This is a genomic window from Mesorhizobium sp. P3_A10 (genome assembly GCF_056403175.1).
The window spans coordinates 371641-395695 of the sequence record NZ_JBFUFZ010000001.1; the positions used below are offsets into that span (position 1 = coordinate 371641).

Consider the following 24055-nt stretch of genomic DNA (forward strand, 5'->3'; position numbering starts at 1 on the left):
CGATGGCAAGTCCCGGCTGGACACTGCTGGCTCGGGATGCCGCCGCTTCGTCCACGATCGGATTAGCGGCTTGCCGGCGCGCGGCCATAGAGCAGCAGCATGGCGACGATGACGACGCCATAGATGATCTGCCGCCCGGCCTCCGGCATCTGCATGACGGAAAGGATCGACTGCAGCAGCGTGATCAGGATGACGCCGGCGACGGTGCCGAGATAGGAACCGCGCCCGCCGAGGATCGAGGTGCCGCCAAGCACCACCGCGGCGATCGACGGCAACAGATAGGCATCACCCATCGACTGCGCCGCCTTGGAGGCGTAGCCGGCCAGCAGCACCCCGCCGAAGGCGGAGAGCCCGCCGGAAACCGCGAAGGCGATCATCACCACGCGCCGCGTGTCGATGCCGGAGAGGTAGGCGGCGCGCTCGCGGTTGCCGATGCCGTAGACGCTGCGGCCGAAGCTGGTGCGGGTCAGGACGAAGACCATCGCAGCCCCGATCAGCGCCCAGATGACGACGGCATTGGGCACGCCCGGAATGGCAAAGCCGGTCGCCAGGTAGCGCATCGCGCCGGTCGCTGAGTCCTGCGGCGAGAACCCGCCGGTGTAAACCACCATCAGCCCTTGCGCGACAGCGTTGGTGGCCAGCGTGATGATCATCGAGGGAATGCGCAGATATGCGACGCCGATGCCGTTGACGATGCCGATCGCGACGCCGCACAAAATGCCGAACGGGATCGCCAGCGCGACGCCGGTCGGCCCGAAGGCGGCCATCGCACTGGCCATCATAGCGCCAACAGCCACCGACCATGGCACCGAAAGGTCGATCTGGCCGAGCAGGATGACCAGCATCATGCCGGTAGCGATGACGCCGAGGAACGACGCCACCTTGAGCTGCTGCAAGAGATATTCCGGCGACAGGAAACTGCGCGAATAGAGACTGCCGAGAAACAGCAGCAGCACGATGCAAGCGAAAGCCGTGAGCACCGCCGGATCGGCACGGCGAATGAATTTCGGCATACGGCCAGCAATTCCGCCCAATGTCGTCTCGCTCACAGGAACCACTCCAGCCGGTTGCGGACCCTGAACAGGGCGAAGGCGCCGAGGCTGACCGCGATCAGCAGGATAACGCCCTGGAACAGCGGCTGCCAGAGCGGATCGAAATCGAAGACGAAGAGCAGGTCGCCGATGGTGCGGAAAGCCAGCGCCCCGAAGATCGCGCCGATGGCGCTGCCCTTGCCGCCGAACAGCGAGACGCCGCCGAGCACGACGGCGGCGATCGAGAACAACGTGTAGGCGTTGCCGCTGGCATAGGCTGCCTCGCCCGTATAGGTGAAGAAGGTCAGGAACAGCCCGCCGATCGCCGCGAGCAGCCCGGCAAGCGCGTAGGCGGCAAACTTGCCACGCCGGATCGGTACGCCGGACATGTAGGCCGCCATTTCCGATGAGCCCGCCGCGTAAGCCGCACGACCGAGCACCGAGCGGCTGAACGGCACCCAGACGATCAGCACCACGGCGAGCAGCACCACCAGGCTGGCCGGCACCACGCCGAACAGGCGCCCGGTCAGGGCGTCGGCGAGGTCCTCATTAACCGAGCCGCCGGGGAATGGCCGCAGCAGCAGCGCGATGCCGAAATAGACAGCACCTGTGGCGATGGTGGCGACGATCGGCTGCAGCCGCCCATAGATGACAATGGCACCGTTGATCGCCCCGCACAGCAGCCCGGTGCCAAGCACGGCGATAACCCCAAAGGCGGTCTCGATGCCGGTGCCGATCACCAGCCACGAGGCCAGGCAATTGGTCAGCGTAAAGATCATGCCGACGGAAAGGTCGATGCCGGCGGTAATCACCACGAGCGTCTGCGCCATCGCCACAAAGGCGAGCAGCACGCCCTTGTTCGAGGCCGTCTGCACCACGTTGGCGGTGAAGCCGGCCGGATGGTTCGAGGTGTAGATGACGAACATGACGATGAAAATGCCGAGCGCCAGCAGCGTTCCACGCTGTTCGGCCAGCCAGTAGCGCCAATCTTTCACGCGTCCGCTCCTTGGCTCACAGCGTTCTCCTCGCCATGGATGTTGAGCGCACTTGATATCAGCGCCCGCTCGGTGATTTCGGCGCCGACCAGTTCGCGCTTGACTGCCCCATCATAGAGCACCAGCACACGGTCGCAGCAGCCGATCAGTTCGTCATAGTCGGTCGAATAAAACAGGATTGCCGCGCCTGCATCGGCGAGCTTGCGCATCAGCTGATAGAGTTCCTGCTTGGTGCCGACATCGATGCCGCGCGTCGGATCGTTGAGCAGGATGATGCGCGGCTGCCGCATCAGCCATTTGGCGATGACCACCTTCTGCTGGTTGCCGCCCGACAGCGCGCCAACCGGAATGTCGAGGCCTGCCGTCTTGATCGCCAGCAGGCCGACCATGTCGTCGATCAGCCGCTGCTCGGCGGCGCGGTCGATGACGCCGGCTTTTGCCAGCCGGTCGAGTGCGGCGAAGGAAAGGTTCTCGCGCACCGTCATCGGCAGCATCAGGCCTTCGGTCTTGCGGTCTTCCGGGATCAGCGCCATGCCGATCCCGTCATGGCGTGCAGCGGCGGGACTGGCGATCGCCACCGGCTTGCTGTCGATCAATATCTGACCGGACAGACCGCGCAGCACGCCGAAGAAGGCAAGCAGCAATTCGCGTTGGCCCTGACCGTCGAGGCCGCCAAGACCAACCACCTCGCCTGCCCCGACCGTCAGCGAGACATTGTCCAGCCGGTCGGTCCAGGACAGCTTGCGCGCCTCCAGCACGGGAACGGCAGCAGCTGCAGTGCGCGCGGGTTTCGGCGGGAAAATATGGCTGTATTCGCGCCCGATCATCAGCTCGACGACTTCATTGTCGCTCTTTGTGCCCGCTGCGTAGCTGGCGACATTGCGACCGTTGCGGAACACCGTGCACTGGTCGGCGAGTTCCGCGATCTCGTTCATGCGATGCGAGATGTAGAGCAGCGCCAGCCCTTCCGAGCGCAGCCGCTTGAGCACGCTGAAGATCTTGGCGACGTCGGTCGCGGTCAGCGCCGAGGTCGCCTCGTCGAGGATCAGGATGCGCGGCTTGCGTGCCAGCGCCTTGGCGATCTCGACCATCTGCCTTCTTGAAAGGGGAAGATCCTTGACCAGCGCCAGCGGATGGATGTCGGCGGCGCCCGCACGCGCCAACGCTTCCTCCGCGATGCGACGCTGCGCCTTGCGGTCGATCATGCCGAACCGCGTCGGCGGATCGGAAATGACGATGTTGTCGGCCACGCTGAGTTCGGGCACCAGCGACAGTTCCTGGAAAATGCAGACGATGCCGGCCTTGTTTGCAGCGCCGGGCGACGCGAATGTCACCTCGCTGCCATCCAGCATCATGCGGCCTTCGTCGGGCGCAACGACGCCCGCCATGACCTTGATCAGCGTCGATTTACCGGCGCCGTTTTCGCCGAGGATGCCGTGAATGCTGCCGGATGAAACCGAAAGCTCGGCCTTTTCCAGCGCCCGCACACCACCATAGCGCTTGGATATGCCTTCCATCCGGAAGAGCGGAACCGCACCGTCCATCGGCCCTCCCAAGGCAGTTTGACGACCAGGAACATGGAGTGGCCGGCGCCGCGGAGATCCCGCGGCGCCGGATACGTTGCCTACTGGTCCGCCTTGGTCTGACCCATGATTTCCTGCGCCGTGAAATTGATGCCGCAGGTTGGGAAGGAATTGCCGACGAAGAAATTGTCGGACTGGTCGGGGAAATAATCCTGGCCTTCCTTGAAGTTCGGATCCTCGACGATGGCCAGCGGCAGCTTGACCGACTGCGGTACGACCTGCCCCTCGAGTGCCGCGATCGCCGTCTTGATGGCAACCGCCACCTGGGCCGGGCCAGTGCCGGCCGATGAGCATTTCAGCCCGTCCGCCGCGTGGGCCGCGCAGAATTTGCGGAAGCCGTTTTCGGTTTCGCCGCCAAACGGCACGAAGGCATGCTTGGCGTCGATCATCGCCTGCACGATGCCGGTATCGCCACCCTGGCCGGTGATGCCGACAAACGGACCGTTGGTGGCGATGGCGTCAGCCGTGACCTTCTGCGCCGTCGGGTCGTCCCACTTGCCGGCGACTTCGGTGACATCCCACTTCTTGCCGGAAGCGTCGAAGGCTTCATGGATACCATTGTGGCGGTCGGTGTCGACCGACGTGCCGGCAACGCCGCGCACTTCAAGGATCTTGCCGCCATCGGGTATATGGCTGATCAGCCATTTGCCCCAAAGTTCGCCAAGGCCCTTCTGGTCGACGTTGACGTTGATGGCGTCCTTGGTGTCGAGAATGTTGTCGAAGGCGACCAGCACGACGCCGGCTTCCTTGGCGCGCTTGATGACAGGCGCGAAAGCGGTTGGGTTCTGCGCGTTGACGACAATGGCGTCATAGCCGGAATCGATGAAGTTGTTGATCGCCGAAATCTGCGCCGGCACATCCTCGCCGGTCGACACGACCTTGAATTCCTTCAGCTTGGCGGCGACGTCCTTTTGCGCTGCGTAAGCCTTGGCGGTCTGGATCATCTGGATGCGCCAGGTGTTGGCGATGTAGCCATTGGCGAGCGCGATCCGGTACGGGCCATCCTTTTTGGGAAACTTGAAGAACTGCGTATCTGCGGCCCAGGGCGCGAAACAGTCCGGCTCGGCGGCTGGCCCCGGGACGACTTCGGGTCCGGCGGCCATTGCGGCCGAATTGAGCATGACGAATGCAGTGGCGGCAACGATGCCACCAACGAGTGACTTGATCATCGATATTCCTCCCAGTTGCAGTTCTGATTGTTGTTAGTGCTGTGACGTCTCGCGCGCGTCAGGCCTGGCACCTCCTGCCCAGCTTTACCGCGCCTTTCGGTGGCCTAACGCCGCCCCGATCCCCTCCCCTTGCTCTCCCGTCAGCGCCGGAAAAACTATCATATTATCCATAATAAACAAGTGTGAGGTGTCGCTTATATATAATAAACAGATTTTACTATTTGTTATAAGCACCTCTCATCGAAAATGGTAGCGCTACCATTACGCAGTGTAAAGCGTCATTCGCACAGTGGTGAATGCGTGTTCAACGGTCGGTGCTCTCGCGGCGCTTGAGCTCGAAACCGAGATCGACGACCCGCTGCTCCGGCCTGTTGCCGGCGATTGCCGCAAGCGCCATGGCAACCGACCGCCGGCCGATTTCGTAGCGGTGGGTGCGGATGCTGGTGATCGACGGAAAGGCCGCCTGCATCATGTCGAGATCGTTGAAGCCGACGATGCCGATCGTCTTCGGCACGGCGATCGAGGCGCGGTGGCATTCGAACAGCACACCGAGCGCGATATCGTCATTGTTGCAAAACACCCCGTCGAGCGTCGGCATCTTGGCCAGTGCATCGCGAAACAATTCGCGCCCGAGCGTCACGCTGGACAGCAACGGCGTGGTGGTGACCAGCCGCGGATCGAATAGGCCGGCGGCTTCCATCGCCGCGCGATAGCCGGCGAGGCGTCGCTGCGAACGCGGGTCCATGCGCGCGCCGATAAAGCCGATGCGGCGGTAACCCTTCTCGATCAGGTGCTCTGTCGCCGCCCGCCCACCGTCGTGATGCGAGAAGCCGACCAGCATGTCGACAGGGTCGGGCCCGGTCTCCATCACCTGCACCACCGGGCAGCCGGCGCTCTCCAGCAGTTTCCGCGAGGTTGGCGTCTGGTCGATGCCAGCCACGATCAGTGCTGCCGGGCGCTGCGAGCCGAACAACTGCAGCAGCCGTTCTTCCTCGAGGCCGGAATAATGGGTGTTGCCGAGCTGGATGCGGAACGGGCCATCCGACAGGCTGTCGTAGATGCCGCGCACCACTTCGGCAAAGACGTTGTTGGTGAGCGACGGCACCAGCACGCCAAATACGTCGGCCCGCGCCGAGGCCAGCGCCCGCGCATTCGGGTCGGGGACATAGCCGAGTTCGTCGACGGCGGCCTGGATCAGCTTGCGCAAATCCTCGGAGACCCGCTCCGGCTCGCGCAAGGCACGCGACACGGTGATGGCGCCGACGCCGGCCTTGCGCGCCACATCGGCGATGGTCGGACGGCCGCCGCCGCGGCGCGAGCGTGGCTTGATCAACGACGAGTCCTCTCGGTATGCAGATCGAAACAGTTGCCGTAAACCATCGCGTCGCGCAGCCGCCATGTGTTGTCAAGGCAGCATATTGTCAGGCGCTTGCTTCTCGACGCTAGGTCGATGTCCGCTCTCCAAAGAGCAAAATCAGCAGGGAAATAAGGCCAAACGAGATTAGAAAACCAGCCCATGCACCAAACAGGAGTTTGCGAAGCGATCGGAACTCGTCGGCAACAAGAAACCTGTTGAAACGGCTATTCCTGCGGCCGGCTCGCTCACTCCAACCAAGTCCCCTTTCCTCAACGCTGTCGACAAGCGCCCCAGTTCGGTCGAGCACCAGGATGATTGCATAGAAAAAAGCCGCGACGCTTACGAGGCATGCAACGGTGCACGCCCACACCGCTATGCTTAAAAGAATGGGCTTACCGTGAAGGTCGAGATGCATTCTGTGTACCCTGGAAAATCAGGCTCAAACTGCAAGCGTCAATGATCGCCGTGCTCGCCACAGTACCAGAACCATCGCCGCGATGTTCAAAAGGTTCCAGGCAATGCCGTTGAGAAAGGCCGCGGCGTAGGAGCCGGTCAGGTCGTAGATCCAGCCCGACATCCAGCCGCCGATCGCCATGCCGAAGATGGTCGCCATCATGACGATGCCGACGCGCTGGCCGGCTTCCCTGGCCGGCATGTAGTCGCGCACGATAATGGCATAGCAAGGCACGATGCCGCCTTGCGACAGGCCGAAGACCAGCGAGACGACATAGAGCGAGGCAAGCCCGTCGAAGGGGATGTAGAACAGCAGCGACAGGCATTGCAGCACCGAGCCGATCAGCAGGGTTTTAACGCCGCCGATGCGGTCAGCGATGAAGCCCGACGCCAACCGGCTGACGACGCCCGCCGCCAGCATGATCGACAGTATGTCGGCGCCGTGCACCACGCCGTAGCCGAGATCCATGCAATAGGCGATGATGTGAACCTGCGGCATCGACATCGCCACGCAACAGCCGAGGCCGGCAATGACCAGCAGCACCTGCAACGCCGCCGGCGACAGCGAGATCGGCTGCACGACGCGGCTGCCGGGCGATCCGGGAGCAGCCTCGCGAGGGGCGCCACGCCGCAACATCAACACCAATGGCACCATGGTCGCCAGACAGATGAGGCCGATGGTTGCGTAGGTGAAGCGCCAGCCTTCCACCTTCATCAGCATCGGCATGACAGCCGGCCAGATGGCGCCGGCGAGGTAGTTGCCGGAGGCCGCCGACGCAACCGCGACGCCGCGGCGGCGGTTGAACCAGTGCGAGATATCGGCAATCAGCGGGCCGAAGATGGCCGATGTGCCGACGCCGATCAGCAGCTGGACAAGGGTGAACTGCAGGATCGATGTGGCCAGCGACGCCAGCAGGAAGCCGCTGCCGAGCGCGATCGCAGCAATCAGCGCCGGGATCCAGTAGCCCATGCGGTCGATGGCGCGGCCGACCAGCACATTGCCGGCGGCAAAGCCGACCATGGTCGCGGTGTAGGGTATCGACGCGGCGGCGCGGTCGACGCCGAATTCGGCCTGCACGGCGGGCAGCACCACGACCACCGCCCACATGCCGACGCCGCCGATCGTCGACAGCAGCATCGAAATGCCGAGCCGCGTCCACGCGTAGGTGCTGTCGATGCCGGGGCTGCTCGCCCGGCTGGAGACGGTTGGGGTCAAGGCGTTTCCTGTCCGCGGTTCTGCAAATCGACCGGTTTCGGCGCCACTATCGGCACATTCGAGACGCCGAGCAGCACCACGACGGGCAAATCCGTGGCTCCAGGGATTTCTCCAAAACCATGACCGCAGCGTCCATCGGACGACTGGCGTCGAACCTCGTCGATTGGTTCTGCTAAATTCGCCTGAACTGGACCTAGTGACAGGTCCTCTTTGCCGCCAGTTTGCGGGCTCGGCTTTGTGTTTTCCCAAGCCTGCAAAAGTCTGGCGGCATGACGGTCAAGATCGGCATCAATCCCATAACCTGGAGCAACGACGACGTTCCGGCGCTCGGCGGCGACACGCCGCTGGAGACCTGCCTGTCGGAAACCGCGCAGGCCGGCTATCGCGGCACCGAACTTGGCGGCAAATTTCCGCGGCAGAGCGCCACGCTCGGGCCGATCCTGTCTTCCTATGGGCTGGAGCTCGTCTCGGGCTGGTATGACGGTCGCATCCTCGACCGCACCGTCGACGAGGAATTCGCCGCCATCACCCCGCATCTGACGCTGCTGCGCGACCTTGGCGCCAAGCTCGTCGTCTATGCCGACACCTCGCGCGGCCGCCATGACGGCATCTTCGCACCGATCTCCGAGCGCCCGCGCCTCGCCGATGGCGAATGGCAGGCCTATGGCGAAAAGCTCACCAGGCTTGCCGATCGCATGGCCGCGTTCGGCGTCGGCATGGCCTTCCACCACCACATGGGCACCATTGTCGAGACCGACGACGAGATTGGCGGGCTGATGGCGGCGACAGGTGAAAGCGTCGGCCTGTTGTTCGACACCGGCCACTGCCTGTTTTCGGGTGGCGACCCGGCCTCGCTGCTCAAACGGCATCTCGACCGCATCGTGCATTTTCATTGCAAGGACGTTCGCCTGCCGGTGCTGCAACAGGCGCGGCGCGAGGACATGAGCTTCATGGTCGCGGTGATGAAGGGGATTTTCACCGTGCCCGGCGATGGCGCGGTCGATTTCCTGGCGTTGCTGAAGCCGCTTGCCCAGCGCGGCTACGAAGGCTGGATCGTCGTCGAGGCCGAACAGGACCCGGCCAAGGCGCATCCGCTGACCTACGCCAGCAAGGGTTATGCCTCGCTGCTCGACACCGCCCGCAAGGCCGGCTTCGAGGTGGTGACACGAGAGATGGCCTGACCAGCGCCGGGGGGGCGGACGGTCGGCCAATTGGGCGCGCGCCTCGATGGGGTAGCGACGCGAAAGCGCCCGGCGATCCGCGCCGCCTTGCTCCCGTTGCGGCGCGGATCGCAGAATTCCTGGGCGCCGGTTTTTCGAGCCCGGACTTTCGAGCTTGAGGCTGGCACAAAGCCGTGCCTTGATGCGCGTGCCTAATGCAAAAGTGCGCAGCGGTTTTGGGACTACGACATGCATCAAAGCAATAACTAAAAGCGCGTTGCAGACGCGACGCGCTTTTCGGAGGAGCGACATGGCTTTCGAGGCTGCACTTGGCATGGAACGGCTTTGCACCATCCGCGAGATCGCCAAGAAAGCGGAACTCGGCGCCGCCACCGTGCACCGCGCGCTGAAGAACAGCCGCGAGGTCCGGCCCGAAACACGGCGGCTGGTGCTCGATACGGTCTGCCTTCTCAACGAGGAAAAGATCGCCCGCGCCGCACGCTTTGTCGGAAGTTAGCGCCTTGGCCGACCACATGCGCCTTTCCCTCGACATCATGTCGGTCGACCGCGCCTCGGAAGAACCGATGCACCGGCAGATATACGGCGCCTTGCGGCGCTTCATCCTCGACGGCCAGATCCCGCAGAACACGTTGCTGCCGTCGACGCGCTCGCTGGCCGAAGATCTGAAGGTCGGGCGCAACACGGTCATCGCCGCCTACGACCAGCTGCTCGCCGAAGGTTTCATCGAGGCGCGCGCCGGATCGGGCACCTGGGTGGCGCCAATCCAGCAGAAGCGTCCGCTGGCGTCACTGCGCGCCGGACTCGCCACCCCGCAAAAACTGTCACGGCGCGGCCAGACCATCGTCAACGGCCCGCAACCGCCACGCAATGCCGGCGTCATCAATTTCCATCCCGGCGTGCCGGAAACGGCGTCCTTTCCCTTCACCATCTGGTCGAGCCTTCTGGTGCGCAACGCCCGCAGCCGTGACGAGAACCTGCTCGGCTATCTCTCCTTTGCCGGCCATCCCGGTCTGCGCCAGGCCATCGCCTCGACCATCAGCCTGTCGCGCGGCATCAATTGCACTGCCGACCAGGTCATCGTCGTCACCGGCGCGCAGGCCGCACTCGATCTCGCCTCGCGCGTGTTGATGGATGAGGGTGACACCGTCTGGATGGAGGAGCCCGGCTATCTCGGCGCCAAGAGCGCCTTCCTCGCCAGCGGTGCCCAACTCGCGCCGTTGAAGGTCGACCGGCATGGCTGGCATCTGTCCGACCCCGACCTGCCGCCGCCGCGGCTGATCTATGTGACGCCGTCCTGCCAATGGCCGTTCGGCACCATCATGCGCATCGAGGAGCGGCTGCAGTTGCTCGACATCGCCGAGCGCAACGGCGCCTGGATCGTCGAGGACGATTATGACGGCGAATACCGGTTTCGCGGCCGGCCGGTGCCGGCCCTGCGCGGGCTCGATCACGCCGACCGGGTCGTCTATATCGGCAGCTTCGGCAAGACGCTGATCCCGGCGCTGCGCATCGGCTATCTCATCGTGCCGCGCGAATTGTCGGTGCCTTTCGACAGGGCGGTCTCGATCACCGGCCAGTTCGCACCGCTGATCCTGCAGGCGACGGTCAACGACTTCATCACGCAGGGCTATTTCGCCACGCATCTGAAACGCATGCGCCGCCTCTATGCGCGCCGGCAGGCGAATTTCGTCAAGCTCTGCCAGGAACATCTGGCCGAGTGGCTGACCGTCACGGAAAATGATTCCGGCATGCAATTGCTGGCAAGTTTCGTCAGGCCCTACAAGGACAGCGACGTCGTCGCCGCCGCCGTCAAGGAAGGGCTCGACGTGCAAGGCATTTCCATCAACTACCATTCAAGCGAACCCGAACACGGCCTGCTGCTCGGCTATGCGGCGATGGACGAGCGCCAGATTTTACGCGCGGTGCTGGCGCTGCGGGCTGCGTTCGTGCGGCTGGACCGGAGCTAGTACCTCTGCACAGAACCCTCTGATGAACCGAGGGCGGGGTGACCTGGAAATGGCGCTGTTGAAATACTTTTAGAATGACGCGAACCGAAACTGCATTCCCAGCCCTCTCACCTTTCGAGCGTGCCATTGCGCTTGCAACTTTGAGGGATTTACCGTGCTTTATGTCAAGAATGTACCTGGATGGGAACGCGCGGTTCGTGTCGTTGCCGGTTTGGCCATGATCGCCTGCGGCTTGCTGGGCTTAAGTGGGCTTATGATCGGCTATGCGATTGCTGGCGTCGGCGTCAGCACACTGCTCACCGGCTTCATCGGTTTTTGTCCCATGTGCGCCATGGCGGGCCGCCGCTTGGACGCCGCGAACCGCCGCCTCGACACTGCGAAGTAGGACACCCGCATGTACACGCCGAAGTATGACCTGGCTCTGGTTGACGACGCGCGCAATGGCGACCAGCAAGCCATCATGGCTTTGCTGAACCTCGCACAGCGGGACATTCGGCGCTATGCGCGGCGCAGCTGCAGCGCGTCCGACGACGTTGACGACGTGGTGCAGGAAACATTGTGGTTACTGTACCGCCGCGTCGGAACGCTGCGCGCACTGGGCTCGATATCGGGCTGGCTGCTGGCCGTGGTACGCCGCGAATGTTTGCGCATGGCAATGCGCGCGATGGGAAAGCCGGACAATCTGGACGACGCGTTGCTGAATCCGGCCAACGTGGACCGCCTGGCGCATTTGTCGCCGGACGAACTCCGGCTTGACCTTTCACGCGCGATCCAATCCCTGCCCGAACACTACCGCGAGGTGATCATACTGCGCGATATCGAAGAGATGACGATCGACGAGGTCGCCGCTTCACTGAACGTCACCCGCGAGAGCATCAAGGGTCGACTGCACCGGAGCCGGGCCCTGCTACGTGAATACCTCTTGGATTGATTGAACCACTATGAATTGACGAGGTAAATTTCTATGAACCCCATGAACCTGTCATCTACCGCCTCGCCCAAGACAATGTTCGCTAGCAATGGTCTTGTCGAACATCTGGTCCGCGGCATTGTCGGCATCAGCGCTTTGAGTTACGCGATATCGATCTCTGTGCCACATCCATTTTATTCGCTGGCCCTGGCTGGCGTATCGATGGTGGCTTTTCGCGGTTGCCCCATCTGCTGGACGATCGGTCTCGTCGAGACAGCCTACCGTAAGTTCAAACGCCACCATGCGGCACCGTGAATGACCATGAGTAACGATACGGCCAAAGAGTCATAATCACTGTGCAGAGCTAATAGTTCACACTGTCGAATTTCTGCCTTGCGCAATTCGCCAGGAGCATCTGGCCGAATGGTTGACGGTCACCGAAAATGATTCCGGTATGCAGCTGCTGGCAAGTTTCGTCCGGCCCTACAAGGACAGCGACGTCGTCGCCGCCGCCGTCAAGGAAGGGCTCGACGTGCAAGGCATTTCCATCAACTACCATTCAAGCGAGCCCGAACACGGCCTGCTGCTCGGCTACGCCGCGATGGACGAACGTCAGATTTTGCGAGCGGTGCTGGCGCTGCGGGCTGCGTTCGTGCGGCTGGATCGAAGCTAGCCCTTAAGCGCATCTTGCCTGTCAACACGCTCAAGGATCGCGCGATAGTGGCTGCACACGGCGGCATCCCTGTAGAAGTCCACTTCCGCATCAATGATCTCGTCAAGGCGCAGTCCCGGATAATGTGCCTTGACCTTTGCCAGGACGTCTTGCGCTTGCCTGGTTTCGCCGAGTTCAAAATGGCAGACGACAAGACGAACGAGCGACCACCGCGGCACAGCAGCCATTTTCGCGTAGCAGGCAATTGCCTCGCTATATCGTCCAGCCGTGGTCAGTATGATGCCGCGAAAGTCGTCATACCATCCCACAGCGTATGGATCGCGGCGCTGTGCCTCCGTTATTTCAACAAGCGCCTCATCCGGCCTGTCCGTGTAATTGAGAAAAAGCGCACGGATACTCAGAATGAACGGATCGTTCGGATTGAGGTCAACCGCCCGGTCAAGACTGATTTCAGCCTGCCTGAATTGGCGCAAGTACAAGAGAGCAAAGCCAGTCGCGAGATGGCCGTACGCCTCGTCGGGGTCGAGCTGCAGCGCGGTTTTTGCCATCTCCAGTGCGGGATGCAGATAATCTGAATCGTAGTAGACCCAGAAGAATTTGAGGGTCTCGACAACGCCGAGCATGGCGTGGGCGGCAGCAAACCGCGGATCGAGCTTTACCGCCTGGCGCAGAAACGGTTCCGCTTCATGCGCGGCGTCATAGACGGCCGCCAGTTGCAGGGCTCGCAAGTAGAACTCATAGGCCGACATGTTGTCCGTCGGCCGGGCCCTGGCGCGCGATGCAATCGCGGTTCTGGCGTGCCGGCCAGACGCGCCGCAATCATCTGGGTGATTTCGTCCTGGATGGCGAAAATGTCGTCGAGCTCCCGGTCGTAGTGCTCGCCCCAGATGTGAACTGTTGAAGATGCGTCGATCAGCTGAACGGTGACCCGCACCCGGTTGCCGATCTTCCGCACGCTGCCTTCGACGACGTACTGGACGCCAAGTTTCTTCGCCACCTCGGCCACGTCATTGGCCTTGCCACGGAACTGGAAGGAAGAGTTCCGCGCAATGACCAGAAACTCCCTGAACTTGCCAAGCTGGGTGATGATGTCTTCGGTTATCCCGTCGCTGAAATAGTCCTGTTCCTGGTCGCCGCTCATGTTGTCGAAGGGAAGAACGGCGATGGACGCTCTGGACGGCGCCGTAGCCTCTGCCGTAGCCGCGAAGGGCCTGGGGCCAGCATATTTATAGCCGCGACCATGCACGGTTGCGATCATCTCGGCAGACAGCTGCTTTCGCAGCGCCGAAATGTGAACCTGCAGCGTGTTCTCCTCCACCACCAGGCCGGGCCAGACCGCATCGAACAGTTCGGTCTTGCCGATCACCTCATCCGGCTTCTCGAGCAACATGGCGAGGATGTCGAAGGAACGCGCCGAAAGCTCCACCGGCCCTTTCGGCCCCAGCAGCAGCCGTTCGGCGCGTTTCAGACGATAGTTCCCAAACTCCAGGTCCATCGGCCAAGAATCCATCCTCGCGGGCAAGATAGTCGAAGATGGCCCTTAAGGCGAACTTCAGGGCTGTTCAGGTCTCTTCAGGTCCAGGCCAAGGACCTGAGGGGGAAGCAGTGTCATCCTCACCTTCACAGGAGGACGCCATGACTGACATCTCCACCACCGCCCCGACCACCGTCCGACGCCTTGGCCTATCACGGCTAAGCTTTCCCAGGCTTGCAATCGGCGCATCGCTCGACGCCCTATTCAGTTTGATGGGCGATGCACTCAAAATGGCCTATATGGCCCCCTACACCAGTCGTCGCCAACCGCAGATCGTCCCGGATGAGGATCTCGAAGGCCGAGATCCCAACTGGTGACCTGCAAGTCCTCATTGGCTAGGTTGAGCCCGCGCCCTAGTTCACACTGTCGAATTTCTGCAGGTCGACCGGCGCTGCCTTGCGCAATTCGACATCGTCCAGCGAGGCGTTTTCCAGCGCCACCCGCGCCGCCGCGTCGATATTGTGGATCATGTCCTGGATATCGGCGTCGCCATGTGCCGGGTTCATGGCGATCATCACCGTGCGGTTGAGGATATCGAGCGAGCCCTTGCCGAGGTCGTCGGCATAGGTGAGCCGCAGCCCCTTGTTCTCCTGCAGCGTGTAGGGATTGAGCGCCGGATGGTGCGCACCCTCATGCATCAGCACCTGGTCCCACTGGGTGAAATTGTGGCGGCCGGTCTTGCCGGCAATGACGCTCGGAATGGTCTTCGAAAAAGTCTGTGCCGCCTGCTCGTTCGGCAGCAGGTACATCACCTGCGCCGAGCAATCGTCGTCCGGGCTGTTCATCGGCGACGGCGTCAGGCCGAGATTGCCGAGATGGCTTGTGCCGGCCAGCACCATCTTCTTCTCCGCCCGCATCGCCTCGATGATGCCGTCCAGACGGTCGAGCTGGACGTTGAGCATCGCCCCCATCAGTTCCGACGCCCGCGCGCCGATGCCGGCGAACGGCTTGATGCTGTCGCTGCGGCCCTGCCAGTAGAAATGACAAGGATCGATGGCGCAGCGCGCCCGCTCCGCCACTTTTGGATCGCTGGTGGCGATGCCGCCGCCCTCGCCCGATGTCATGTTCTTGAAGTAGTTGAAGGAGTAGGCGCCGGCGTGGCCGATCGAGCCAAGCTTGCGGCCCTCATAGCCGCCGCCAATGCCCTGGCAGACATCTTCCAACACCAGCAGGCCGCGTTTGGCCGCGATGTCCATGATCGCGTTCATGTTGCAGGCGGCGCCCCACATATGGACCGGGATGACCGCCGTGGTGCGCGGCCCGATGGCATCGCGCAAGGCTATGGGATCGATGGTCAGGCTCTCGTCGATGTCGACAATGACAGGAATGGCGCCGACCGACAGCACGGCGGTGGCCGTCGCCATGTAGGTGTGCGCGGGCACCAGCACCTCGTCGCCGGGGCCGATGCCGAGGCCGATCAGGCCTGCGGCGAGCCCGTAGGTGCCGCTGGCCGCCAGCGCAAAGTGCTCGACGCCGAGATGCCGGGCATAGCGGGCCTCGAAGCGGTCGCATTCGCTGTCCTTGCCGTAGCGAAACAGCGCGCCTGAGCGGATCACCCTGGCAATGGCTTCGATTTCTTCCTCACCGGCACTGTACATGGCGGCCTCCGTTCCTTGATGGTGTGGACAGCTGTACGCTCACCGGCACTGTTTGAAAGAACCACTCCGCCGCGATCTGACCAAGCCATCCCGACGCCGAAAGTTCTGATTGTCGGCGACCAACGGGGCCAAGTATCGCGCCCGGCAGGAAAATCGTACCCATCCGAATTCGGCAAAGTGGCCCTGTCGGAAAGGCCGGTTTGGGCGTTCCATTCCGGCCAGTTGGGCAAACGGTCGGGTTCCATGCAAGACGGGACACACTTTGGAAGACCCGAGGCGCCGCGTGGCCGGCGATCAAGGGGCCATCCATGAGCGGACCCGCCTCCGGCCGCAGGATCGTGCTGCACGAAGACGATGTCGGCATGTGCCACGGCGCCAACAGCGCCTTCCTCGAACTGAGCCGGTTGGGCGTGTGCAGTTCGGGCGCAGTGATGGTGCCTTGTCCGTGGTTCCTCGAAATGGCCGAAAGTGCAGCCGCCGAGCCCAGGCTCGACCTCGGCGTTCACCTGACGCTGAACAGCGAAAAGCAGCACTATAAATGGCGGCCGCTGACCGCGCCGTCGCGCGCGGCCGGCCTGACCGACGAACTCGGTTTCTTCTGGCCGGATGTGGCGACGACCCGCCGCAAGGCGGTGCCGCAGGCCGTCGAGACCGAGCTTCGCGCCCAGATCGACACCGCCTATCGCGCCGGCATCGATGTCACCCATCTCGACGCGCATATGGGCGCGGCGCTGTCGCCGGAGTTCTGCGACATCTATATCAGGCTCGGACTGGAATACCGGTTGCCCGTCCTGTTGACCAAAACGCTGTCGGCCTATTCGCCCAACGACAATCTGGTCGGCGTTACCGAGGAGGCCTTCCAGCGCGGCGTGGCGCAGGCGCGCGCCAGCGGCTTTGCCATCTTCGATGCCGCCATCCAGACGACCTGGGGCCGCCCTCGTTCCAGGCCGATCGAGCCAGCCTACAGGGCGCTGGTCGAGGGCGTGCGCGAAGGCCTGACCTTCTTTTGCCTGCATTTCAATGCGCCGGGCGAACTCGAGCTGATCGAGCCGCGGGCGGCCTATATCCGCACCGAGGAATATGAGCTGTTCCGCGACCAGGGCTTTCGCGATTGGCTGGCCGCACAGCCGCTCGACATCATCGGCATGAAGCCGTTGCGCGAAGAACTGCGCACCGCGCTGTCGGCCGGGCGATCGACAAGAACAGCCCGCGGCAGCGCTGCGGGCGAACAGCAATCGGCATCGGCAAAGGCCCGCAAAGTGGCCAGCCGATCCTCGACGTGAGCCGGGCACGCGACCGGCAAACGTGAGAGAACGGGAACTGTAACGGTGAATGGGAGAATGACATGAAGACTGTTCTGAAAATGGCACTGGGCGCCCTTGTCTCGGCGGGCGTGCTGGCAGGCGTGGCGCATGCCGCCGGCCTGAAGGACCCGAAGGATGTTCGCATCACCTTCGTCGTGCATGGCTCGGCCTCCGATCCCTACTGGTCCGTGGTCAAGCGCGGCGTCGATGACGCGGCGGCGCTGACCGGCGCCAAGGTCGAATATTACGCGCCGCAGGTCTTCGACGTGGTCGAGCAGGCCAGGCTTCTCGACGCTGCGATCGCCACCAACCCGGACGGCATCGCCGTCTCGATCGCCGACGCCAATGCGCTCGGCAAATCCGTCAAGGCCGGACTGGCCGCCAACATCCCAATGGTGGTGCTCGATTCCGGTGAAAAGGAAGGCGCCGAGCTCGGCACGACGCTCTATGTCGGCACCGTTTCCGAATATGATTCCGGCAAGAAAGCCGGCGAGCGGCTGGCCAAGGAAGGCACGCTGAAAGTCGTCTGCATCAACCACGAGGTCGGCAATGTCAGCCTCGACCAGCGCTGCCAGGGCCTCAACGATGGCCTGAAGCCATCCGGCGGCGGTACCGAGGTTCTGGCCGTGTCGCCCGATCCGGCCGACGTCCAGCGCCGCACCGAAGCCTATCTGTCGGCGCATCCCGACACCCAGGCCGTCTTCGCCCTCGGCGCCACGGCCGCCAATCCCTTGATCCCGCTTTTCCGGCAGAAGGAACTGTTCGGCAAGATCAAGCTCTACACGTTCGACATCAGCCCCGAAGTTCTGGACTCCGTCGTTGCCGGTGAGATGGGCTTCGGCATGGACGCCCAGCAATATCTGATGGGCTACCTCCCAGTCATCTATCTGGTCGAGCACGCCACGCATGGCTTCTGGCCGCAGAACAATTCCTACACCGGCCCGCTGTTCATCGACTCGCCCGACAAGGCCAAAGCAATCCTGGCTTTGGCCAAGGACGGCATCCGCTAGTCAGGCAAACCAACCGGGGAAGCGCGTAGTGCCGCCTCCCCGGTGTCTGGTCGACATTGCGAAGTGAGCGATTGGGGAGCCTAATGGCGGTCGTGGAAGACAAGGCGATACCTCCAGCTGAGTTGCAGGCGACGGACCGTTTCGGCATGACGTCGAAGCGGGCCGCCGGCGCCGACGAGCGGCTGGCCAGCACCGGCAGGCTGACCCAATGGCTGCGCCGGCCGGAAGCGGGTGCGGCCGGCGGCTTGCTTGCCACCATCATCATCTTTGCGCTGCTGCCGGGCGCGGCGAACCTTTACTCGCTGCAAGGCTCGATGACCTTCCTGACCCTGTCGGCGGAACTCGGTATCGTCGCCACCGCCGCCGCCCTTCTCATCATCGCCGGCGAGTTCGACCTCTCGGTCGGTTCGATGGTCGGCTTCGCCGGCGTCGTCATCGGCCTGACCGTCAAATATTGGGGCCTGCCGCTGTGGGGCGGCATCGCTTGCGCCTTCGCGGTGGCCATCCTCACCGGCTATCTCAACGGCCTGATCGTGGTGAAGACCCGCCTGCCCTCCTTCATCGTCACGCTGGCCTCGCTCTACATTTTGCGCGGGCTGTCGATCGGCATCACCCGCGCCGTCACCGGCCGCACCCAGATCCCTTACATCCTGGAAGGCGCGCCGGATCCGGCGACCGCCGGCCTGTTCAACGGCCATTTGTTCACGGGCCTGTTCCACTGGATGGGCACGCAAGGCTGGATCGCCACCCGCAGCGACGGCATCCCTTTCGTCGTCGGCATCCCGATGTCGATCGTCTGGTGGCTCGGCCTGACGGCGCTGGCCGGCTATGTGCTGACGCAGACCAAATACGGCAACTGGATGTTCGCCACCGGCGGCGACCTGATCGCCGCCCGCAACGTCGGCGTGCCGGTCGACCGGGTCAAGATTGCCCTGTTCGTCTACACCGCTTGCGCCGCCACCTTGCTCGCCACCATCCAGGTCATGGAAGCCGGCTCCGCCGACACCACGCGCGGCCTGCTCAAGGAGTTCGAGGCGATCATCGCCGCCGTCATCGGCGGCGTGCTGCTCACCGGCGGCTACGGCACCGTCTATGGTGTGCTGTTCGGCGCATTGATATTCGGCCTGGTGCAGATGGGCATCTTCTACACCGGCATCGACACCGACTGGTTCAAGGTCTTCCTCGGCATCGTCATTCTGATGGCGGTGCTGGTCAACAACTACATCCGCCTGAAGGCGCTCGGGCGCGGAGGCGGCAAATGACTGAACCGGCCCAGAACATCCAACCGGCGATGGAACTGCGCGGCGTGTCGATGAATTTCGGCTCGGTGCGAGCCCTGCAGGACATCGACATCAAGGTCTATCCGGGCGAGGTGCACTGCCTGCTCGGCGACAATGGCGCCGGTAAGTCGACGCTGATCAAGGTGCTGTCCGGCGTCTACAGGCCGACCAAGGGCCAAATCCTCGTCGACGGCAAGCCGGTCTCCTTCCGCAGCCCGCGCGACGCGCAGGATCTTGGCGTTGCCACCGTCTTCCAGGACCTCGGCATGATCTCGCTGATGTCGATCACCCGCAATTTCTTCCTCGGGCGCGAACCGACGAAGAGCAGCCTGCCCTTCTCGCGCATAGACAAGGAGCGCGCCAACACCATAGCCAGGCAAGCCATGGCCGATATCGGCATCGACGTGCGCGACCCGACACAGGCCGTCGGCACGCTGTCGGGCGGCGAGCGCCAGTCGGTGGCGATTGCGCGCGCCGTGCATTTCGGCGCCCGCGTGCTGATTTTGGACGAGCCGACCTCGGCGCTTGGCGTGCATCAGGCGGCGATGGTGCTGAAGTTCATCATCGAGGCGCGCATGCGTGGTCTCGCCGTCATCTTCATCAGCCACAACATCCACCACGCCTATCCGGTCGGCGACACCTTCACCCTGCTCAATCGTGGCCGCAATCGCGGCACTTACGCCAAGTCGGACATCTCGCGCGACGAGGTGATCTCGATCATGTCGGGCGGCGAAGATTTGAAGGCGGTCGAAGCGGAGATCGCCGGCCTGCTGGCCCAGATCGGCAACCGGCCGTCAGCCGCGCCGTGAGTCCATTTCAGAGAACAATCGCATGAGCAGGATACGCGTCGGGGTGATCGGCGCCGGCATGATTTCGCAGGTCGAGCACATCCCCAATCTGATGCGCCTCAGTGACCTGTTTGAACTCGTCGGGGTCGCCGATCCGTCAAAAATCTCGCGCCAGTTCGTCACCGACACCCATGGCATCGCCAACTTCGAAACGCCCGACCAGCTCTTCGACCAACGTCTCGACGCGGTCGTCATCGGCTCACCCGATCCGCTGCACTATGAGCAAGTTCTAGCAGCATTGGCGCGCGGGCTGCACGTCTTTTGCGAAAAGCCGCTCTGCTATTCGCCGGCGGAAATCGCCGAGATTGTCGCCGCGCGAGACAAGGCCGGCAAGGTCATGCAGGTCGGCTATATGAAGCGCTTCGATCCGAGCTATCGGCTGGCGCTTGCCTCACTGCCCGGCACGGCGGGGACGCTGCGTTCGGTCTCGGTCGAAGTCAACGATCCCGACGCCTGGCCGTTCATCGCCCATCACCGCTATGTCAGAGGCACCGACATTCCAAAGGAGCTGATCGCCGCTGCCGTGGCCAAGCAGAAGCATCAGGTCGAGAGCGCCGTCGGCATGCCGCTGACCGATCTGGCTTTCCGTGGATTTACCGGCGCTTACAGCTCCGCCTTGATTCACGATGTGAATGCCGTGCACGGCCTGCTCGACGCGCTGCATGTGCCGGATGGCGACATCGTCGGCGCGCAGATCTTCGCCAATGGCGATGGCGGCCAGGGCGCTGTCAGGCTGCTCGGCGGCCAGGCGCTATGGACCATGACGCATCTGGCGGTGCCAAAGCTTGCCGACTACAAGGAGCGCATCACGCTGTTCTTCGACGATGCCAGCCTTGAGCTCGAATTCCCCTCGCCCTGGCTCAACCACCAACCGACCCGGCTGACGGTGAAAACATCGGACGGCTATACGCTCTCGAAAAGGGAGCTGCGCGCCGGCTATGCCGAGGCCTTCGTCGAGGAAATGCGCGGCTTCTGGGGCGCCATCGTCAATGGCGAGCCGGTGGTCAACCCGCCCGAACACGCTGCCCGCGACCAGGTTTTGCTGATCGGCCTGACCCGGCAACATCTGGCAACCGCGCCGGCCGGCTGAGTTTCAGCACATCCTACCGGGATCGGATGACGCCGTCGGTGTTGGCCAACAGCTTGCGCACCGCGTTGCGCGCCGCATCCGGCCGCTGCAGGCGGACGGCCTTCTCGATCGCCTCATGCAGTTTCTGCGCGTGTTGCAGGTCGTCGAGCTCGCGCGTCGTATAGGCGAAGAGATGGTCGAATGCCGATTCGATCAGCACCCCGAGCGGCACCAGCAGGTCGTTGCCAGAGGCCCGCAGGATGGCCAGATGAAAGCGCGTATCGGCGCGGGTGCGCTCTTGCAGGTTGGTCGCGTCGCCCATCTCGCGGCAGGCCTGGCTGATCTCGGCCATCTGCGCGTCTGTGCGCCGCATCGCGGCGAAGGCGGTCGCCTCCGGCTCGATGATGTGGCGGAACTCCTGCACGGTTTTCAGGAAAACCTCGCGGTCGGGCGATGTCGCGTACCAGGCGAGCACGTCGCGATCGAGCAGGTTCCAGCGCTCCTTCGGCTCGACCCAGCTGCCGATTTTGGGGCGTGATGCCAAAAGGCTTTTGGCCATCAGCATCTTGATAGCCTCGCGCACCGCCGAGCGGCTGACATTGAAGGTTTCGGACCATTTGGCTTCGTTGGGCAGGATGGTTCCCGGCGGATAGTCGCCGCGCACGATCCTGAGACCAATTTCATTGGCCAGCGACCCATGCACGCTCGAGCCGGGCACGCGTGTCGCGTCGGCGCGACGAACACCGGCGGGGTGCTCGGCAGGCGCCGCCTTGGCAGGCGCTTTTGTCTTATTCGGCTTCCCGTCCGGCATGCATCCACAAAGTCTGGATTCCGAAAACTGTCAAGCCGGCGAAACGGGCTGGGCCGCAAAGCCCGCTTCTATGCACAGATCAGCATTGGATTGCGGGCGATACGCTCCCTCTCAGGCCGTCTTAACGTATTTGCGCCAGCTGTGTTCGGGCCGGAAGCCGAGCATATCGCGCGCCTTCCGGTTTGACAGCAGCGTCTCATATTCGCCGAGCTCGGCCTTGACCGGCACATCGGGATAGAACCGCTTCAACAGTTCGGCTGTCGGCAGGTCCGACGAGGTGTCGTCATTGGCCGCGTTGAAGACCTGAAAGCCGAGCCCGTCCTTCTCGACCGCGCGCAGCGTGATCTGGCCGAGATCGCGCGCGTCGACATAGCTCCACGCGATGCGCTTGCGGAAACCCGGATCGGCGAACCACTTCGGAAACAGCGAATATTCATGCGGCTCGATGACGTTGCCGATGCGCAAGGCGTAGATGTCGGTGCCGTTGCGCTGCGCAAAAGCGCGCGCCGTGTGCTCGTTGACGACCTTGGACAGCGCATAGCTGTCCATCGGATCGACGTCGTACGCCTCGTCGAGCGGGAAATATTTGGGGTCGCGCGGCTCGTTGGCGAACACCACGCCATAGGTCGTCTCGCTGGAGGCGATGATCACCTTGCGGATGCCGAGTTTCACCGCCGCTTCGATGACATTGTAGGTGCCCATCGCGTTGATGCGGAACACCTCGTTGTCGGTGGTGATCATGATCCGCGGGATGGCCGCAAAATGCACCACGGCGTCGACCGGCTGCGGGCGCAGCGACGGATCGAACTCGTGCAGGCCCATATAGCTCGACAGCGCGTTGAATACCTGCCCGCTGTCGGTGATGTCGGTGATCAGCGTGCGCACCTTGGGATTGTCGAGCGGCTTGGTGTCGATGTTGAGCACCTGGCAGCCCTGCTCGACCAGATACTGCACGACGTGACGCCCAGCCTTTCCGCTGCCGCCGGTGAACATGATCCGCTTCGTCATTTTGGTCTCCACATCTCGAAGGATTTTTGTGTATTGTCAGACAATATTGCATTCTGCAACCGCATACGGCAAAAACAGCAGGGCAATTATCAATAATCCAGACAGGACGGACGATATGAACACGACTGCCGCGAGCGAGAAGATCGGCTTCATCGGGCTTGGCCTGATGGGGCATGGGATCGCCAAGAACATCGTCGACAAAGGCTATTCCCTGACCTTTCTCGGCCGCAAGAACCGCAAGCCGGCGGAAGACCTGCTTGGCCGGGGCGCCACGGAAGCGTCGACCCCGCGCGACGTCGCCGCGGCCTCCGATATTGTCTTCATCTGCGTCACCGGGTCGCGCGAAGTCGAGGCCATCATTCGTGGCCCCGGCGGCCTCAAGGAGGGCCTGAAGAAGGGCTCGGTGGTCGTCGACTGCTCGACCTCCGATCCGGTGTCGACGGTGGCGCTGGCGGCCGAACTGAAGGGGCTCGGTGTCGACTTTGTCGACGCCCCCCTCAGCCGCACTCCCAAGGAAGCCTGGGAAGGCACGCTCGACGCCATGGTCGGCGCGCCTGATGCGCTTTTTGCGCGCGTGAAGCCTGTCATCGAAACCTGGGCCGGACGCATCGTCCATATTGGCGGCACTGGCGATGGCCACCGCATGAAGCTGCTCAACAATTTCATTTCGCTGGGCTATGCCGCGATCTATTCCGAGGCGCTGGCGCTGGCCGAGAAGGTCGGCATTTCGCCGGCGCGTTTCGACAGCGTCATCCGCAACGGCCGCATGGACTGCGGTTTCTACCAGACCTTCATGCGCTGGACGCTGGAGGGCGACCGCGACGCCCACAAATTCTCAATCTCCAACGCCTTCAAGGATCTCACCTATCTGGAATCGATGGCGGGCGCCGCAAGCATCGCCAACCCTCTGGGCAATGCCACCAAGAATTCGTTCGCCGGCGCCCATGCCACCGGTCCGGCCGAACAGTTCGTGCCGATGCTGGCGACGCATATCGGCAAGGTCAACGGTGTCGACCTGATGCCCAGCAAGGACGGCAAGAAGCAAACGATTTGAGGCG

At 63.1% G+C, this 24055-nt stretch carries 26 protein-coding genes; 14 read left to right on the top strand and 12 right to left on the bottom strand.

All coding sequences use genetic code 11. The features are described 5' to 3' along the window. Nucleotides 1-62: 62 nt before the first annotated feature. The 7 genes from AC1DXU_RS01770 to AC1DXU_RS01800 form a co-directional block, all read right to left on the bottom strand. Nucleotides 63-1049: an ABC transporter permease gene (locus AC1DXU_RS01770; RefSeq protein ID WP_477312226.1), complete on the bottom strand. Its 987-nt coding sequence runs from the start codon at nucleotides 1047-1049 to the stop codon at nucleotides 63-65. Then, nucleotides 1046-2026, bottom strand: coding sequence for an ABC transporter permease (locus tag AC1DXU_RS01775; protein WP_477363576.1), 981 nt, complete (start codon nucleotides 2024-2026; stop codon nucleotides 1046-1048). The genes AC1DXU_RS01770 and AC1DXU_RS01775 overlap by 4 nt, the downstream gene beginning before the upstream one ends. Next, nucleotides 2023-3570: a sugar ABC transporter ATP-binding protein gene (locus AC1DXU_RS01780; RefSeq protein ID WP_477363579.1), complete on the bottom strand. Its 1548-nt coding sequence runs from the start codon at nucleotides 3568-3570 to the stop codon at nucleotides 2023-2025. The genes AC1DXU_RS01775 and AC1DXU_RS01780 overlap by 4 nt, the downstream gene beginning before the upstream one ends. An 80-nt stretch (nucleotides 3571-3650) precedes the next feature. After that, nucleotides 3651-4778 carry a sugar ABC transporter substrate-binding protein gene (locus AC1DXU_RS01785; RefSeq protein WP_477312229.1) on the bottom strand — a complete coding sequence of 376 codons (1128 nt, stop codon included), beginning with the start codon at nucleotides 4776-4778 and terminating at the stop codon, nucleotides 3651-3653. A 304-nt stretch (nucleotides 4779-5082) separates the two neighbouring features. Next, nucleotides 5083-6111 (bottom strand): HTH-type transcriptional regulator GntR, encoded by a 1029-nt coding sequence (gene gntR / locus AC1DXU_RS01790; RefSeq protein WP_477363582.1) that lies wholly within the window; start codon nucleotides 6109-6111, stop codon nucleotides 5083-5085. A 109-nt stretch (nucleotides 6112-6220) separates the two neighbouring features. Further along, nucleotides 6221-6550, bottom strand: coding sequence for a hypothetical protein (locus AC1DXU_RS01795; RefSeq protein ID WP_477363585.1), 330 nt, complete (start codon nucleotides 6548-6550; stop codon nucleotides 6221-6223). 24 nt (nucleotides 6551-6574) lie between these two features. Beyond that, nucleotides 6575-7804, bottom strand: coding sequence for an MFS transporter (locus AC1DXU_RS01800; RefSeq protein ID WP_477363588.1), 1230 nt, complete (start codon nucleotides 7802-7804; stop codon nucleotides 6575-6577). 269 nt (nucleotides 7805-8073) lie between these two features. Here AC1DXU_RS01800 and iolE point away from each other — a divergent pair, with 269 nt between their 5' ends. From iolE to AC1DXU_RS01835, 7 genes are all read left to right on the top strand, one after another. After that, the gene (gene iolE, locus AC1DXU_RS01805; RefSeq protein WP_477363591.1) at nucleotides 8074-8985 is read left to right on the top strand and encodes a myo-inosose-2 dehydratase; all 912 of its coding nucleotides are present in this window, start codon (nucleotides 8074-8076) and stop codon (nucleotides 8983-8985) included. 289 nt (nucleotides 8986-9274) lie between these two features. Next, the gene (locus AC1DXU_RS01810) at nucleotides 9275-9481 is read left to right on the top strand and encodes a LacI family DNA-binding transcriptional regulator (RefSeq protein WP_477363594.1); all 207 of its coding nucleotides are present in this window, start codon (nucleotides 9275-9277) and stop codon (nucleotides 9479-9481) included. Between the two features lie 4 nt (nucleotides 9482-9485). After that, nucleotides 9486-10952 (top strand): rhizopine catabolism transcriptional regulator MocR, encoded by a 1467-nt coding sequence (gene mocR / locus AC1DXU_RS01815; RefSeq protein WP_477363597.1) that lies wholly within the window; start codon nucleotides 9486-9488, stop codon nucleotides 10950-10952. Between the two features lie 154 nt (nucleotides 10953-11106). Beyond that, nucleotides 11107-11337 carry a YgaP family membrane protein gene (locus AC1DXU_RS01820; protein WP_024321926.1) on the top strand — a complete coding sequence of 77 codons (231 nt, stop codon included), beginning with the start codon at nucleotides 11107-11109 and terminating at the stop codon, nucleotides 11335-11337. A 9-nt stretch (nucleotides 11338-11346) separates the two neighbouring features. Further along, entirely contained in the window at nucleotides 11347-11883 is a 537-nt protein-coding gene (locus AC1DXU_RS01825) for an RNA polymerase sigma factor (protein WP_477363600.1), read from the top strand. A 33-nt stretch (nucleotides 11884-11916) separates the two neighbouring features. After that, a complete protein-coding gene (locus tag AC1DXU_RS01830) occupies nucleotides 11917-12177 on the top strand; it encodes a hypothetical protein (RefSeq protein WP_477363602.1) in 261 nt (86 codons plus the stop codon). A gap of 139 nt (nucleotides 12178-12316) precedes the next feature. Beyond that, entirely contained in the window at nucleotides 12317-12535 is a 219-nt protein-coding gene (locus tag AC1DXU_RS01835; protein WP_477363604.1) for a hypothetical protein, read from the top strand. Here AC1DXU_RS01835 and AC1DXU_RS01840 read toward each other — a convergent pair. Next, nucleotides 12532-13263, bottom strand: coding sequence for a tetratricopeptide repeat protein (locus tag AC1DXU_RS01840; protein ID WP_477363607.1), 732 nt, complete (start codon nucleotides 13261-13263; stop codon nucleotides 12532-12534). The two genes, AC1DXU_RS01835 and AC1DXU_RS01840, sit on opposite strands and share 4 nt — an antisense overlap. Then, nucleotides 13191-14030, bottom strand: a complete 840-nt coding sequence (locus tag AC1DXU_RS01845; RefSeq protein ID WP_477363610.1) for a winged helix-turn-helix domain-containing protein — start codon at nucleotides 14028-14030, stop codon at nucleotides 13191-13193. Before AC1DXU_RS01845 ends, AC1DXU_RS01840 begins: the two co-directional genes overlap by 73 nt. A gap of 140 nt (nucleotides 14031-14170) precedes the next feature. Here AC1DXU_RS01845 and AC1DXU_RS01850 point away from each other — a divergent pair, with 140 nt between their 5' ends. Beyond that, nucleotides 14171-14386, top strand: a complete 216-nt coding sequence (locus AC1DXU_RS01850) for a hypothetical protein (protein WP_477363613.1) — start codon at nucleotides 14171-14173, stop codon at nucleotides 14384-14386. A 36-nt stretch (nucleotides 14387-14422) separates the two neighbouring features. Here AC1DXU_RS01850 and AC1DXU_RS01855 read toward each other — a convergent pair whose 3' ends face one another. After that, a complete protein-coding gene (locus AC1DXU_RS01855) occupies nucleotides 14423-15667 on the bottom strand; it encodes a DegT/DnrJ/EryC1/StrS family aminotransferase (protein ID WP_477363616.1) in 1245 nt (414 codons plus the stop codon). A 308-nt stretch (nucleotides 15668-15975) separates the two neighbouring features. Between AC1DXU_RS01855 and AC1DXU_RS01860 the strand changes: the two genes are divergently transcribed. The 5 genes from AC1DXU_RS01860 (at nucleotide 15976) to AC1DXU_RS01880 (ending at nucleotide 21199) form a co-directional block, all read left to right on the top strand. Continuing rightward, a complete protein-coding gene (locus AC1DXU_RS01860) occupies nucleotides 15976-16950 on the top strand; it encodes a polysaccharide deacetylase family protein (RefSeq protein ID WP_477363619.1) in 975 nt (324 codons plus the stop codon). Nucleotides 16951-17012: 62 nt separating this feature from the next. Next, nucleotides 17013-17981, top strand: coding sequence for a rhizopine catabolism ABC transporter substrate-binding protein (locus AC1DXU_RS01865; protein WP_477363622.1), 969 nt, complete (start codon nucleotides 17013-17015; stop codon nucleotides 17979-17981). Between the two features lie 146 nt (nucleotides 17982-18127). Then, nucleotides 18128-19243 carry an ABC transporter permease gene (locus AC1DXU_RS01870; protein WP_477313635.1) on the top strand — a complete coding sequence of 372 codons (1116 nt, stop codon included), beginning with the start codon at nucleotides 18128-18130 and terminating at the stop codon, nucleotides 19241-19243. After that, entirely contained in the window at nucleotides 19240-20070 is an 831-nt protein-coding gene (locus AC1DXU_RS01875; RefSeq protein WP_477363625.1) for an ATP-binding cassette domain-containing protein, read from the top strand. The genes AC1DXU_RS01870 and AC1DXU_RS01875 overlap by 4 nt, the downstream gene beginning before the upstream one ends. Nucleotides 20071-20092: 22 nt before the next feature. Then, entirely contained in the window at nucleotides 20093-21199 is a 1107-nt protein-coding gene (locus tag AC1DXU_RS01880) for a Gfo/Idh/MocA family oxidoreductase (RefSeq protein WP_477363628.1), read from the top strand. A 13-nt stretch (nucleotides 21200-21212) separates the two neighbouring features. On the opposite strand, the gene AC1DXU_RS01885 is transcribed toward AC1DXU_RS01880, so the two are convergent. Both AC1DXU_RS01885 and AC1DXU_RS01890 read right to left on the bottom strand, forming a co-directional pair. Continuing rightward, nucleotides 21213-21989: a FadR/GntR family transcriptional regulator gene (locus tag AC1DXU_RS01885; RefSeq protein WP_477363631.1), complete on the bottom strand. Its 777-nt coding sequence runs from the start codon at nucleotides 21987-21989 to the stop codon at nucleotides 21213-21215. 111 nt (nucleotides 21990-22100) lie between these two features. Continuing rightward, nucleotides 22101-22997, bottom strand: coding sequence for an NAD-dependent epimerase/dehydratase family protein (locus AC1DXU_RS01890; protein WP_477363634.1), 897 nt, complete (start codon nucleotides 22995-22997; stop codon nucleotides 22101-22103). A 115-nt stretch (nucleotides 22998-23112) separates the two neighbouring features. Between AC1DXU_RS01890 and AC1DXU_RS01895 the strand changes: the two genes are divergently transcribed. Further along, nucleotides 23113-24051: an NAD(P)-dependent oxidoreductase gene (locus tag AC1DXU_RS01895; protein ID WP_477363637.1), complete on the top strand. Its 939-nt coding sequence runs from the start codon at nucleotides 23113-23115 to the stop codon at nucleotides 24049-24051. Nucleotides 24052-24055: the final 4 nt, after the last annotated feature.

Coding starts and splice junctions, on each gene's coding strand:
- AC1DXU_RS01870 (WP_477313635.1), top strand. CDS start 18,128: ATGACGTCGAAGCGGGCCGCCGGCGCCGACGAGCGGCTGGCCAGCACC.
- AC1DXU_RS01830 (WP_477363602.1), top strand. CDS start 11,917: ATGAACCCCATGAACCTGTCATCTACCGCCTCGCCCAAGACAATGTTC.
- AC1DXU_RS01825 (WP_477363600.1), top strand. CDS start 11,347: ATGTACACGCCGAAGTATGACCTGGCTCTGGTTGACGACGCGCGCAAT.
- AC1DXU_RS01855 (WP_477363616.1), bottom strand. CDS start 15,667: ATGTACAGTGCCGGTGAGGAAGAAATCGAAGCCATTGCCAGGGTGATC.
- AC1DXU_RS01895 (WP_477363637.1), top strand. CDS start 23,113: ATGAACACGACTGCCGCGAGCGAGAAGATCGGCTTCATCGGGCTTGGC.
- AC1DXU_RS01845 (WP_477363610.1), bottom strand. CDS start 14,030: ATGGACCTGGAGTTTGGGAACTATCGTCTGAAACGCGCCGAACGGCTG.
- iolE (WP_477363591.1), top strand. CDS start 8,074: ATGACGGTCAAGATCGGCATCAATCCCATAACCTGGAGCAACGACGAC.
- AC1DXU_RS01795 (WP_477363585.1), bottom strand. CDS start 6,550: ATGCATCTCGACCTTCACGGTAAGCCCATTCTTTTAAGCATAGCGGTG.
- AC1DXU_RS01865 (WP_477363622.1), top strand. CDS start 17,013: ATGAAGACTGTTCTGAAAATGGCACTGGGCGCCCTTGTCTCGGCGGGC.
- AC1DXU_RS01885 (WP_477363631.1), bottom strand. CDS start 21,989: ATGCCGGACGGGAAGCCGAATAAGACAAAAGCGCCTGCCAAGGCGGCG.
- AC1DXU_RS01850 (WP_477363613.1), top strand. CDS start 14,171: ATGACTGACATCTCCACCACCGCCCCGACCACCGTCCGACGCCTTGGC.
- AC1DXU_RS01890 (WP_477363634.1), bottom strand. CDS start 22,997: ATGACGAAGCGGATCATGTTCACCGGCGGCAGCGGAAAGGCTGGGCGT.
- AC1DXU_RS01780 (WP_477363579.1), bottom strand. CDS start 3,570: ATGGACGGTGCGGTTCCGCTCTTCCGGATGGAAGGCATATCCAAGCGC.
- AC1DXU_RS01860 (WP_477363619.1), top strand. CDS start 15,976: ATGAGCGGACCCGCCTCCGGCCGCAGGATCGTGCTGCACGAAGACGAT.
- AC1DXU_RS01875 (WP_477363625.1), top strand. CDS start 19,240: ATGACTGAACCGGCCCAGAACATCCAACCGGCGATGGAACTGCGCGGC.
- AC1DXU_RS01880 (WP_477363628.1), top strand. CDS start 20,093: ATGAGCAGGATACGCGTCGGGGTGATCGGCGCCGGCATGATTTCGCAG.
- AC1DXU_RS01810 (WP_477363594.1), top strand. CDS start 9,275: ATGGCTTTCGAGGCTGCACTTGGCATGGAACGGCTTTGCACCATCCGC.
- AC1DXU_RS01835 (WP_477363604.1), top strand. CDS start 12,317: ATGCAGCTGCTGGCAAGTTTCGTCCGGCCCTACAAGGACAGCGACGTC.
- AC1DXU_RS01785 (WP_477312229.1), bottom strand. CDS start 4,778: ATGATCAAGTCACTCGTTGGTGGCATCGTTGCCGCCACTGCATTCGTC.